Genomic DNA, 12,395 nt, shown 5'->3' with positions numbered 1-12,395 from the left:
TCAACCAGGCAACTCGCCAGTGAGGCCCACATGATCACGGAAGTCACAGGCATCCGGACGGTCCGGATGCTGTACCTGCAACTCCTCTACCGCTGCAACTTCGCCTGCCAGCACTGCTTCCACGGCGAGCGCCTCCAGCACCTGGACGCGTTCACCCTCGAAGAGGCGGTCACGCTGATGAGGCTGATGCACAAGGAGTACGGCACCGAGGCTGTCAACCTCCTCGGCGGCGAGCCCTTCCTCCACAAGGACCTGCCCGAGGTCGTCCGCTACGCCAAGCAGGAGCTGGACCTGCACGTCGAGATCTGCACCAACGGCTACCGCATCGAACGCCGCCTCACCGAGATCGCCCCGTATCTGGACCTGCTGCGGATCTCGTTGGAGGGCAACGGCGCCACCAACGACGCCATCCGTCGGTACGGCAGCTATCAGGGCGCCCTCAGCGCCCTGAACCACGCCCGCGACCTCGGCATCCCCACCGGCGCGACCATGACGGTCAACGCACGCAACATCGACGAGGTGCTGCCGTTGGCCCGCACCCTTCAGGACTACGGTGCCCGGCAGTTGAAGCTCCACCGCCTGCGGCCCGTCGGCAACGCCGCCCATCACCCCGAACTGCGCATCTCCGACACGACCGCGTACGCGCGGCTGCGCGAACAACTCCGGACCTCCCACCTCGCCATCGAGGTCATCGTGGACGAGGACCTGTCGGAGGAAGGAACGCCGGAAAGCCGCGGGCCGGCAGCGAGCACCGTTTCCATCCCCCGGATCGAGGCAGACCCGCGCGGCGGCCTGACGATGTCGTGTAAGGCGGTCGGGAAGGACGCCCACGCCTTCTGGTACGACAAGCAGGCCGGCCACATCGTCCACCGGCCCTCCGCCACCGACGAGATCGTCCTCGCGGTGCCCGGTGTGCGCTACGCCCGTGCCTGACCAGCCGCTCTTCGAGAGCCTCGAAGGATTGCGCGGCACCGGGAAGTCAACCGTCGCGCCACTGCTTGCGGCCGCCCGCGGAGCAGTAGTCGTCCCCACGGTCCCCACCGTCTACCAGCAGTTGCGGCCGGAGATCGACGCAGGAGAGAACGTAGAAGCCCGAATGGCCTTCTACCTCTCCGCGCTGTTCACCGCCGCGGACGCCATCCGACTGCACCTGTCGGCTGGAACCCCGGTCGTCGTGGACAGCTACTTCGCCCGGTGCCTGGCCAACCACCGCGCGTTCGGCGCTCGCCTGGGCATAGCCCTGCCGCCGGACCTGCCCCAGCCGGTCACGTACCACCTCGTTTGCGACGAGGACGAACGCCGACGCCGGCTCGCCGCCCGCCACAAGCCCACCTCACGCTGGGACGGGCTCGCAGAGGAGGTGGCCGAGCAGATCACCGACGCTTACGCCCCCTTCCCGATGCGCTCGGTGGACACGACAGGCCGCACGCCGCAAGAGGTCGTCCGCGCCATCCTCTCCGTGCCGCCCGCACCTCCGATCCGTCCTACCCGCTGATCCGCGACACGGACGCACTTCGCGCCCTGCCGCCCTCAAGGACCCACGAAAGGCCATGAAACGATCATGAAGCACGAGTACGAGGCGAAGTTCCTCGCCGTCGACGTGGACGATCTCCAGACCAAGCTGGCGGAGCTGGGCGCGGCCCAGACGTTCCCCCGGACGTTGCTCACCCGGAAGATCTTCGACAGCGACGCCCTCGACGGCTCGCAGTGGGTACGGCTCCGCACCGAGGGCACCCGCACCACGCTCACCCTCAAGCAGGTCACCGATGCCACCTCGATCCACGGGACGACCGAGATCGAGACCGAGGTCAGTGACCTGCAGGCGATGGCCGAGATCCTCCGCAACGTCGGTCTGCGCGAGGTGCGCTACCAGGAGAACTTCCGCGAGGAGTGGCAACTCGGCGACGTCACATACGACTTCGACACCTGGCCCGACCTCCCCACCTTCCTGGAGATCGAAGGCCCCGACGAGGCATCGGTCCGCGAGGCGGCCGCACGCCTTGGGCTCGACTACCTGGACGCTCGCTTCGGCAGCGTCGACACCATCTACAAGAGCGAGGCCGGCCGCGACATCCTCGCCGAGCCCACCCTCTTGTTCTCCGACATCCACAGGGGCGAACAGCCCGCGCCGCCCGCGCAGAGGCAGTGACCACCGGAGCGCAGCCGTGCCGACGGAGGTCTCCTTGCGGCACCGAGCGATACCCGTAATCGGCTGCGTTCGCTCCAGCTCCAGCGGCCCGCCCGCGCGTCACCCGACACTGCTGTGCGCACTCCGGTCCCCGTGCGCGCGGCAGCGGGCGCCTTCCGCCGCTGGAGCGGTCTTCCCCCGCTTCGGCCATGCCGAGTCGAGCAGGAACCCACGCCCCCAGCTCTCCGCGGGCGTGCCGGACTCACGGCATCGCCCCGCGACCGGAGCGGGCCCAACCCATCCCCACACGAAGCGATCGACGGAGTGCCCCCGATGTCCAAGTTCTGTCCGCGCGGCTTCGCCTGTGGTCGGCAGGCCTTGATGCCGTCCCGGCTCGTCGAGGTGGCCCTGGGCATGGCCAACGCCACTGCTGCACCTGCGTGGGACGGGCTGGTGTATGTGGCGGAGGACGCGGTGGCGCGGTTGGTCTGCACGCTCCAGGCCCACCGCGGTCGGGTCCACCACGGGGTGGTGCTTAACCTGCGTGGTCCGGGCACCGGCACCGTCTGGGCCGCCTGGCGTGACGGCGTCGAGCCTTGCCTCGCCCTCCTGCTCCCCGACTGCCCTGTCGCCACTGCCGACGGTGGTGAGGCATGCAGCGAGTTCGCCGGGCACCCCGGCGGCCACAGCTGGGAGTTGGCCGACCCGGTCCTGCCGTCCGCTCTCCTCGCGGCCTTCGGTCCGCTCCTCGCGCAGCAGGATCAGCCGCCCGACGGACGTGTGCTCGACGCCGCCATCCGATTCCACCGCCCCACCACGAACAGGAACCCCGCACGATGAACCCCGCGGTCCCTTCGCCCGCCGCCTTACCCGCCGAGCCCGACGCCACGACCAGCTCGACGCGGCAGTGGGTGATCACCACGACCACCGGTGAGCAGGTCTCCGGCTACCTGCCGTCCTGGGCCACCGAGGACCCGAGCGAGGCGGACGTGTCTTCGGAGGAGTTGGCCGTGCGGCTTGCGGACGTCTGCCACTACAGGGAGTTCCCCGGGCAGGTCCTGCGGGCGTACTCGCCAGGCAACACGACGGACGAGCCGGAGGAGTTGGAGGTCATGTCCTCCAGCATCACCTGCACGCCCTACGCCCCGGCTCCCGAGCTGGCTGTCCCGGTTGCCACGGTGCGCGAGTACTGGATGACCGACCTCGACCCGACGGGGGTGGCGCACCTCGTCGCGGGCCTGCGCGCGGTGGCCGACCGGCTCGACGGTGTCGTCATCCCCCAGCTCAACGACATCCGCGCCGAGTGGGCTGCTCACCACACCTCCGGTACGGGGGCCCGCCCGTGACCACCGACACGACGCCCGTCGTGGACCCCGTGACCACCAGCGCCGATCGGCTCGCGGCCTTCCGGGCTGCGATCGCCTCCGGGCAGGTGAGCGCCCGTGCCCTGTATGCCCACCACCTCGCGTTCCTGCGCGCGAAGGCCAGCCTCTCCTTGGTCGAGTTGGCTGACCGGTGCCACTACGAGCAGTCCTACCTCCACCGCCTGGAGACCGGCGGACGGCTCGGCAACATGCTCGTCGCCGAGACCCTGGACCGCTTCTACGGCACCGGGGAGCTGCTCGCCGGGCTGTGGCTGCTGGCCAAGCGGGAAGCCAAACGCGCGGCTGGCGGACTCACCGCCCTGGAAGCGGCCGCGACCAGCATCCGCGAATACTCCCTCACCGCCATCCCTGCCCTGCTCCAGACCCCCGCGTACGCCGAAGAGCAGCTCGCCACCACCCACCCGCAGTCACCGGACGTCCTCGCCGCGCAGATCAACGTGCTCCGCGAACGGCAGGCCCGCCTCACCGAGACCACCCCTCACCCGGTCCGCTACCGGGCCGTTCTCGACGAACTGGTCCTCCATCGCGGCGCCCGCAACAAGGCGACCTGGGACGGCCAACTCGACCACCTGATCACCGCGGCCCACGAGCCCGCGGTCACCCTCCAACTCCTCCCTCTTCACGCCGGCCCCCACGACCTGCACGGTCCCCTCCAGCTGCTGTCCTTCCGCGTCGGCGCCGCCCTCGCCTACACGCACGGCACCCTCACCGACCAGATCACCGACGACCCCGACGACGTCGAGGAACTCAGCCGCCTCTACGACGAACTGCGCGACCTCGCCCTCACGCCCGCACAGACCATCGAACACCTCCACACCCTCCGCACCACCACCCGCTGACCCACCAACTCCCGTCACCCCAAGGAGCCATCGCCCATGACCCCTACCACCCTGCTCACCAAACCCACCACCCCGCCGCCACCACCGGAGCACGCGCCGCGCACCTGGACGGTCACCACGGTCGAAGGCATCACTCTGACCGGCCACCAGCCCGACTGGTCCATGGACGTCCCCAGCCAGACCGGCATGACGCTGGACCAGGCCGTGCGCTACCTGCGTGGCTACGCCCACTACACGATGCTGCCCGTCGACCCGGTCCTGCCGCCCGCCACCATCGACATCGACATCAACGGCACCCGCTATCGCGAGTCCACCAGCGCGATGTTCGCCTCCCAGATCGCCTTCCACCCCTACTCCACCCAGCCACACCACCAGGTTCCCACCGCCAGCCTCACGATCGTCGACGCGTGGGACTTCGAGGGCCTGACCCCCACCGACCTCGCCCGCTTCGCCACCCAGATCCGCACCCAGGCCGACTACTTCGAGAACACCGTCCTTCCCGACCTGATCACCGCCCGCGAGGACTGGGCCGCCCACCGGTCGCGTATACCCGATCCAGACCACCCCGCGAGGCGTGCGGGTGACCAGATCGAGGACGGCCTCCCGTGATCCGCCAGTGGAAGATCGCCCTCATCGCCGGCTGGACCGGAATTCTCGTCCTGACCGTCCTAGCCCTGACGATCGGCCTCGTTCTCGGGCTCGCCCTCGCCAGCCAACCCGCCCCTTGAAAGCTGCCGCTCCGACCGCTGGCAACGAGACCGACCGCCCCTTCCACCCACAGGGGACGGTCGGCGGGGCCCGGAGCGGACGCCCACCCTGGCCGTTCAGGCGGGGTGGAGCGCACAAGTTCCCGTACGTGGCGTTGTTCGCGACGTGCGGGGGTGGCCGGAACCGGCTGTGGGTGCAGAGAGCCATAGACGCTCTCCCGCACGGGCTCGGCCGCAGGCACCACCGCAATGAGCATTACCCCAACGAGCAGGAGGACTTGCTGTGGACATCGTCACGAGCACACCGCCGAAGGCCGTCGAGGGCGTGGACCTCGACTTGGACGTTCGGATCGTCACCGCCGGCCCCGTGGCGGCGGCGCTGCTGAGCAGCACCGACGACGGGTGCGACACCCAGAAGAACGGCGACTGCTGATCGGACCCCGGGTCGGTGGGTGCGGTGGGTGTCTTGCCCGCCGTACCCACCACCCGGTTTCACCGGGACGTTCGGCTTGACGGGGGGTTCGAGAGTGAGAGCAGGAGAACGCAAGCCGGTGTATGAACACGTCGACGCGGCGGTATTGCGAGCAACTGCTCACCCCCTTGAGGCAGGCACACGGTGGCCTTGGCCCGGTGCCAGCGGTGAGGCCGGGCCGGAGGAGTGGTGCAGCTGGATCGCACAGGTGTGGGCGAGCGAGTCAGTGGCACGAGCGGTCGCGTTCGCCAGCCCTGCCTTGGCCGAACAGATCGAGACGATGCTCGCTCGTCGGAAGCCGGATCTCCGGCAAGTACGGCGAACGGCTCTGGCGTTGGCCCGCTACCTCGTGCGCGTACAAGGCCGGGCGACTCCGTTCGGCCTCTTCGCGGGCGTGAGCGCGGTGCGCTTCGGCCACGGTGCTTCCGTCCGCTGGGGCGGGCACGACCTCGTCCGGGCCCGGGCCGACGCGGTGTGGTTGGCCGACGTGACCGCCCGCCTCAAGTCTTGTCCTCAGTTACGGCTACGGCTGCCGGTCGTGGTGAACGACCTTGCGACGGTGCGCGGAGAGCGGCTGCTCGTGACCTGGCAGCCCCACGCCGCCGCCCAGACTTCCGGCTCGCAGGAGGAAGTGTCTGTGCGGCTGGTACCCGTCGTGGAGACGATCCTCCGCTTCACTCGTACCCCCATCCGTGTCGGCGATCTGATCGGCAAGATCGCGGCCGAACATCCCGGCCCCGCCTCTGCTTCGCTTGAGGCGGTCGTGGGTGAACTCATGACGCGGGGTGTGCTGATCAGCGGCCTTCGTCCACCCGCGACCGAGGCCGATGCTCTGGTGCATCTTCTGGCCCGGCTGCGTGAGGTGGAGGCAGACCGCCTGTCCGAGGTCCGACACCTTGTCGGTGAACTCCATTTCATCCACCAGGCGTTGCAGCGTGCCGAATCCGCGAAACCGTATCGCCAGGGACACACGGTCGCACAACAGATGCATCAGGTGTCGAGCGCCGCAGATCAGCCCTTGGCGGTCGATCTGCGGCTAGATTGCTCGGCGGTGCTTCCGCTGCAGGTGGCGCACGAGGCCGCGTCGGCAGCAGCAGCACTCGTTCGTCTTGCCCCGCAGACCCCGGCGGTCGCCGCGTGGAACGCGTACCGCGGAAGGTTCCTTGACCGATACGGGCCCGGCGCGCTGGTGCCGGTGACGGAACTCACCGACCCCCTGGTCGGGCTCGGGTTCCCACAGCACTTCACCCAACCCGCAATCCCTGCGGGCGTGTTGTCGCGACGCGATGAACGCCTGCTCGTGCTTGCCCAACAGGCCGCGCTCGACGGCGTGCAGGAGATCAGGCTCGACGATGCCGCCTTGGACGCGCTGACGGGTGACGGGTCGGTCCTGCCAGGGCCAGCGGCGCACGGGGACGTGTGGGTGGACGTGCGTGCCTCTTCGACGCGCGCCCTCGCGGAGGGCTTCTTCACCTTGGGGGTGTCCGGGTTCGGCCGGACCGCGGCCAACGCCGGCCGGTTCCTTGACCTCTTCTCCGACTCGGATCGCCGACGGATGACCGAGGCTTACGGGCGGTTGCCGCCGAGCGTGCAGGACGGGCTCGTCGCTCAGTTGTCGTTCCCACCGTGGACGGTGCGCTCGGAGAATGTGCTGCGCGTCCCGCCGGTGGTGTCGCACGTGATCTCGCTGGCCGAGCACCGCGACCCCGCACCAGGACAGATTCCGTTGCGGGACCTGGCGGTCACTGCCGACCGCGACCGGATGTACGTGGTGTCGCTGTCCCGTCGGCGCGTCGTGGAACCGATCCTGCCGCACGCGGGGGCGCGGCACACCATGCCGCATCTGGCCCGGCTGCTGTTCGAGATCCCGCGCTCCGCCCATGCGCCGGTTACGTCCTTCGACTGGGGTGCGGCTGCGGTTCTGCCGTTCCTCCCACGCGTGAGATACGGCCGCAGCATCCTCGCCCCCGCCCAATGGGATCTGAACCCCGCCAGCCTGCCCAACTCGTCGTCGCCGATGAGCGCATGGACTGCCGCTCTCGACACCGCGCGCGAGCGACGGAACCTGCCCGCCAACATCTCGGTGGGAACGGCCGACCGGCAGTTGCGTCTGGACCTGGACGACCCCGTGCACCTGGCGGTGCTGCGCGCCCACGTCGACAGTGCTGACGGCCCCGTTACCGTCCGCGAAGCACCGACCGTCGTCGACTACGGCTGGCTTCAGGGACGCGCCCACGAGATCGTCATCCCGCTGGCTGCCACCACCCCGCCTGTTCCGGCACCGGCCGTCCTCACCGGCGCCGCACCCCTGCCGCTGACCCCACCCGAGCAGTGCGAGGACGTGGTGTTCGTGAAGGTGTACGGGCACCCGGAGGTGTTCGACGCGATCCTGCTCCGGCACGTGCCGGCGTTGCTGGAACGGTGGGACGTGCAGCCGCTGTGGTGGTTCACCCGATCCCGTCAGGGCTCACCGCACCTGCGGCTGCGCCTGCACGACTCCGATCCGGAACGGACCCACGGCTACGTAGGGGCTTGGGCCACGCAGATGCGACGGCTCGGCCTCATCGGCGACCTGACGTTCTGCACCTACCACCCGGAGGTCGCACGGTACGGGCCCGGGGCGGCCATGCAGGCCGCACACGCGGTGTTCGCCGCCGACTCTCACACGGTCCTGACGCAGCTCGCCGCCCTGGCAGGCGCCCGGGACATCCAGCCTTCGGCGTTGACCGCTGCCAGCCTGGTCGACCTCGCCCACGCCATGACCGGCGGCACCGTTTCGGGTATGCGCTGGCTCATCGACCATCCGGAAATCGCCGATGGGGCAGCCGTGTTGGACCGTGAGGCGCGCCGTCAGACGCTTCTGCTGGCCAACGCCTGGACGTTGCTCACCCTGCCGGGTGGTCCGGAGATCTCCGCCGCCTGGCGGGCCAGGTCCGAGGCCGCCGCCCGCTACGCGTCGTGCCTCACCCCCGAGATCACCCGGGTCACCCCGGCCTCGGCGCTGACTTCGCTGTTGCACATGCACCACAACCGCGCCCGCGGGATCGATCCGGCGGGTGAAGCGGCATCGGGCAAACTGGCCCGCGCGGCCGCCCTCGCCTGGGCCGCCCGCCAGACCGGAACGGGCGGCGACCGGTGACCGCCTTGCTCGACAGCGCCCTACTTGAGGCAGCCGCCGCGATGTCCGACGAACTGGCTGCCGCGCTCGCCGTACCACCGTCGACAGATCCGGCCGACGACTACAGCCCCACCAGCTCGCGCTGGCGCGATCAGTCGCTGTCCAAAGGCGCCGCGGGCGTCGCCGCCCTGTACGGACTACGCGCCCAACACGGCCTGAGCGGGCGAGAATCACTGCACGCATGGCTGACCCGCGCCACCCGCGACGACCTGTCGGCCGGCCCCGGAGCCGGCCTGTGGTTCGGCGCGCCCGCAATCGCCTTCGCCTTGGTCACTTCCGCGCCCGGCACCTACCTGGGCGCCATGTCCCGCCTTGACGCAGGCATCGCCCAACTCGTCCACACCCGACTGGACGCCGCCCATACCCGCATCGACCGCGGCCTGCGTCCGTCGCCCAACGAATTCGACCTGGTCCGGGGCCTCACCGGACTCGGCGTCTACCTGTTGACCCGTGACCTGGATGGCGACCTCCTCCGACAAGTCCTGACCTACCTCGTGCGGCTGACCGAACCCGTGCCGGCTACCGACAAGGCGGGTCCCGGCGCCCCGGGTTGGTGGACCGCCGACACCCCCTCCGGGTCGTACGATCCCCGATTCGACGCCGGACACGCCAACCTCGGCATGGCCCACGGCATCGCCGGCCCCCTCGCGCTCTTGGCCCTCTCCGCCCGGCGCGGAGTCGAGGTTCCCGGCCACGCAGCCGCGATCCAAACCATCAGCCGATGGCTCGACACCTGGCAGCACACGGCGCCGGCCGGACCGTGGTGGCCCGAGCGGATCACCCTCGACGAACTACGCACCGGACGGTCACTCCAAGGCGGCCCGGCACGTCCCTCCTGGTGCTACGGAACGCCGGGCCTCGCCCGCGCCCTGCAACTGGCCGCCCTCGCCGTCGGTGACCGCACACGCCAACAGGCCGCAGAAGACGCCCTCGCCCGATGCCTGGCCGACGAGAACCAACTCGCCCGCATCACCGATCCGGCCCTGTGCCACGGCTGGGCCGGCCTCGTCGCGGCCGCGTGGCACGCCGCCAACGACGCAGCCACACCCACCCTCGCCACCCACCTCCCGCACCTGCTCGAACAGCTCCTCCGCCACGCCCGCGACCTACCACCAGGAGCCTTGCCCGGCCTGATCGAGGGCAGTGCCGGTATCGCCCTGACCCTGCACACCGTGGCCACTGCCGCCATTGGCACACCCGGCGGCTGGACCACCTGTCTCCTGCTCAACTGACCACTGCATCAACGGAATGGGACCCACCATGTACGAGCTGGACGGCGGCAGCAGATGGCGTCAGGTCAACCTGCGGTGCCGCGACTGGGAGGCCGCCGAGCACATGGCCGTCACCCATCTCGGACCGTTCCTGACTGACGCCGAGACGACCGGAACTGTCTCTGGCTGGTGGTTCGTCCGCAAAGCGGAGACTTGGCGACTGCGCTTCCTCCCCAGGGGCGAGAACGACCAGGCGGCCGCCGCCTTCCTCGACCACCTGACCACCACCCTGATCGATCGAGCCGCCATCCAGCGTGCCCATGAGGCCGTCTACGAGCCGGAGACGTACCGGTTCGGCGGACCCGAAGCGATGGCCATCGCGCACCGTCTCTTCCACGCCGACAGCCGCCAGATCCTTCAGTACCTCGCCCGTGTCGGTACGGGGGACGATCACCGCCGCGAGCTCGCAGTGCGTCTGGGCACGCGCATGATGACCGCGGCCGGGCAGGACTTCTACGAGCAGGGCGACATCTGGGCCCAGGTCGCCGAACACCGGACAGACGCCGGCGCCCCGCAGCCGGGGGCGCCGACCTTGACCGCGGTGCAGTTCCTCGTCACCGCCGCGAGCGACAGTCTCGGAAGCCCCCTGACGCTGGCGCCCGATTGGCCGACAGCCTTCGAGGACGCCGGACGGGCTCTCACCTGCCTCGCTCAACAAGGCGCTCTGACCCGGGGATTACGGGCCATCCTCACGGACCACCTGCTCTTTGCCTTCAACCGGCTCGGCATCCCCGCCCAGCACCAGTACCTGTTGGCCACTGCCGCCAGCAGAGTGATCTTCCACCGGCAACCGGCAGCCGACGACACTCCGTACGGCAGCCGGAACGACCACGCCCAGCCCCTTACTGTGAAGACGGTGACCACGGACATGACGGACCAGACGACCACAGAACCTCAGCGGCTGCGCGAAGCCCTCGTTGCTTTCATCGACCGCCTCGGCACGTTTCGCACCCCCGAGGTGAAGGCCGCCTTCCGCAGCGTGCCCCGCCACCTGTTCCTCCCCGGGGTGGACCTGGCCACGGCCTACGCCCGCAAGGCCGTCGTCACAAAGCGCGCTGCCGATGGCACGGCCGTCTCCTCCGCCTCCGGACCCAACATCGTGGCCACCATGCTCGAACAGCTCCAAGCCGCACCTGGCCACCGCGTCCTGGAGATCGGCGCGGCCACCGGCATCAACGCCGCCCTCCTGACCGAACTGGTCGGCCCTACCGGCCACGTCACCACCATCGAACTCGACGACGACCTCGCCGAAAGCGCCCGCACCAACCTGGCCGCCGCGGGATACGGCCAGGTCGAAGTCATCTGCGGCGACGGCGCCCTCGGCCACCCGGCCAGCGCCCCCTACGACAGGATCGAAGTCACCGCCGGAGCCTGGGACATCTCCGCCGCCTGGTGGCATCAACTCGCCCTCGGCGGACGCATCGTCGTACCCCTGCGCCTCCACGGCAGCGGCCTGACCCGCTCCCTCGCCTTCGACCGAACCGACGAGCACCGGATGCGCAGCACCAACGCCTCCGTCTGCGGCTTCGTACCCATGCGCGGCGCCTCCGAAATGGGCGAACGCCACGTCCGCCTCGCCGACGACGTCATCCTCAAACTCGACGCCGACGACCTCCCCGACGAGCCCGCCCTTGCCCAAGCCCTGACCCACCCCGCCCACCAGCACTGGACAGGCATCCAGGTCCGCCACGACGAACCCGCCGCCCACCTCGACCTCTGGCTCGCCACGACCGACAGCGACCTCAACTTCGGCCGCCTGTCCATCGGCCCCGCCGCCCACGCTCTCGGCCTGGCCATCCCCGCCATCCGCTGGGCCGGCGCCACCCTGTACGACGGCGCGACCATCTCCTACCTCACGACCCGACCCATCGACGACGACACCGACGAACTGGGCCTCATCACCCACGGGCCGGACAGCAACAAACTCAACTCGCAGGTCCTTGACCTCCTGAGTCGCTGGAACGACGAGCGCCCCGCCCAACCGGTCATCACCGCGTACCCCGCCGCCACCCCCGACGATCAGCTCGCCCCCGGAGCCCGCCTCACCAGGCCCGACACCCGCCTGACCATCAGCTGGTGACAGGGCACGACGTCGTGTGGTGGGACCTCGTACGGCCACATCCACACTCAGGGGTCGAACACGGAAGCTGCTGCGCGTGCCGCCGTCATCGGGCCAGGTCTGAATTTCGTGGCGTCGCGTCCCTGGAAGTAGTGCGACGGTGGTGCGGCGTGATGCTTACGGGGTGCGGCCGTGGAGCGGCTGAGTCGAACCGGCACGTTTGCTGCTTTGCGCGGTGGCCGAGAGCGGTAAGCCTTCGCGCGGCCGTACGCTGTGCGGTGGGGAGTCGACGGCACCTCTCGTCCGTCCGATGCCCTAAATGTCGCTTTCTCTCAAGTTGGTTCAGGGCGGCTCGG

Annotated in this window: 12 protein-coding genes; all 12 read left to right on the top strand. The window is 69.8% G+C overall.

The window, feature by feature from the left end:
• The first annotated feature begins 30 nt into the window (after positions 1-30).
• The 12 genes from AC3EVP_RS19710 (at position 31) to fxlM (ending at position 12,060) form a co-directional block, all read left to right on the top strand.
• Positions 31-933, top strand: coding sequence for a radical SAM protein (locus tag AC3EVP_RS19710; RefSeq protein ID WP_435131447.1), 903 nt, complete (start codon positions 31-33; stop codon positions 931-933).
• Positions 926-1,495: a P-loop nucleotide/nucleoside kinase family protein gene (locus AC3EVP_RS19705; RefSeq protein ID WP_435131446.1), complete on the top strand. Its 570-nt coding sequence runs from the start codon at positions 926-928 to the stop codon at positions 1,493-1,495. The genes AC3EVP_RS19710 and AC3EVP_RS19705 overlap by 8 nt, the downstream gene beginning before the upstream one ends.
• Positions 1,496-1,561: 66 nt before the next feature.
• Positions 1,562-2,149, top strand: coding sequence for a class IV adenylate cyclase (locus AC3EVP_RS19700; RefSeq protein WP_435131445.1), 588 nt, complete (start codon positions 1,562-1,564; stop codon positions 2,147-2,149).
• 312 nt (positions 2,150-2,461) lie between these two features.
• On the top strand, positions 2,462-2,968 hold the full coding sequence (locus AC3EVP_RS19695) for a hypothetical protein (RefSeq protein WP_435131444.1): 507 nt from the start codon (positions 2,462-2,464) through the stop codon (positions 2,966-2,968).
• On the top strand, positions 2,965-3,474 hold the full coding sequence (locus AC3EVP_RS19690) for a DUF6907 domain-containing protein (protein ID WP_435131442.1): 510 nt from the start codon (positions 2,965-2,967) through the stop codon (positions 3,472-3,474). The genes AC3EVP_RS19695 and AC3EVP_RS19690 overlap by 4 nt, the downstream gene beginning before the upstream one ends.
• Positions 3,471-4,352, top strand: a complete 882-nt coding sequence (locus AC3EVP_RS19685; protein ID WP_435131440.1) for a helix-turn-helix domain-containing protein — start codon at positions 3,471-3,473, stop codon at positions 4,350-4,352. Before AC3EVP_RS19690 ends, AC3EVP_RS19685 begins: the two co-directional genes overlap by 4 nt.
• Before the next feature lie 36 nt (positions 4,353-4,388).
• Positions 4,389-4,961 carry a hypothetical protein gene (locus AC3EVP_RS19680; protein ID WP_435131439.1) on the top strand — a complete coding sequence of 191 codons (573 nt, stop codon included), beginning with the start codon at positions 4,389-4,391 and terminating at the stop codon, positions 4,959-4,961.
• On the top strand, positions 4,958-5,080 hold the full coding sequence (locus AC3EVP_RS19675; RefSeq protein ID WP_435131437.1) for a hypothetical protein: 123 nt from the start codon (positions 4,958-4,960) through the stop codon (positions 5,078-5,080). The genes AC3EVP_RS19680 and AC3EVP_RS19675 overlap by 4 nt, the downstream gene beginning before the upstream one ends.
• 262 nt (positions 5,081-5,342) lie before the next feature.
• On the top strand, positions 5,343-5,492 hold the full coding sequence (locus tag AC3EVP_RS19670) for an FxLD family lanthipeptide (protein ID WP_435131436.1): 150 nt from the start codon (positions 5,343-5,345) through the stop codon (positions 5,490-5,492).
• 19 nt (positions 5,493-5,511) lie between these two features.
• The gene (locus tag AC3EVP_RS19665; protein ID WP_435131435.1) at positions 5,512-8,670 is read left to right on the top strand and encodes a lantibiotic dehydratase; all 3,159 of its coding nucleotides are present in this window, start codon (positions 5,512-5,514) and stop codon (positions 8,668-8,670) included.
• Positions 8,671-8,711: 41 nt separating this feature from the next.
• Positions 8,712-9,941, top strand: a complete 1,230-nt coding sequence (locus tag AC3EVP_RS19660; RefSeq protein ID WP_435131434.1) for a lanthionine synthetase C family protein — start codon at positions 8,712-8,714, stop codon at positions 9,939-9,941.
• A 16-nt stretch (positions 9,942-9,957) separates the two neighbouring features.
• A complete protein-coding gene (fxlM, locus tag AC3EVP_RS19655; protein WP_435131433.1) occupies positions 9,958-12,060 on the top strand; it encodes a methyltransferase, FxLD system in 2,103 nt (700 codons plus the stop codon).
• The last annotated feature ends 335 nt before the right edge of the window (positions 12,061-12,395 follow it).

Source organism: Actinacidiphila sp. bgisy144, from assembly GCF_057708105.1.
The sequence above is the reverse complement of the archived record's forward strand: the minus strand, read 5'-3'. Positions and strand labels throughout refer to the sequence as shown.

Coding starts and splice junctions, on each gene's coding strand:
- AC3EVP_RS19660 (WP_435131434.1), top strand. CDS start 8,712: ATGTCCGACGAACTGGCTGCCGCGCTCGCCGTACCACCGTCGACAGAT.
- fxlM (WP_435131433.1), top strand. CDS start 9,958: ATGGGACCCACCATGTACGAGCTGGACGGCGGCAGCAGATGGCGTCAG.
- AC3EVP_RS19680 (WP_435131439.1), top strand. CDS start 4,389: ATGACCCCTACCACCCTGCTCACCAAACCCACCACCCCGCCGCCACCA.
- AC3EVP_RS19700 (WP_435131445.1), top strand. CDS start 1,562: ATGAAGCACGAGTACGAGGCGAAGTTCCTCGCCGTCGACGTGGACGAT.
- AC3EVP_RS19690 (WP_435131442.1), top strand. CDS start 2,965: ATGAACCCCGCGGTCCCTTCGCCCGCCGCCTTACCCGCCGAGCCCGAC.
- AC3EVP_RS19695 (WP_435131444.1), top strand. CDS start 2,462: ATGTCCAAGTTCTGTCCGCGCGGCTTCGCCTGTGGTCGGCAGGCCTTG.
- AC3EVP_RS19710 (WP_435131447.1), top strand. CDS start 31: ATGATCACGGAAGTCACAGGCATCCGGACGGTCCGGATGCTGTACCTG.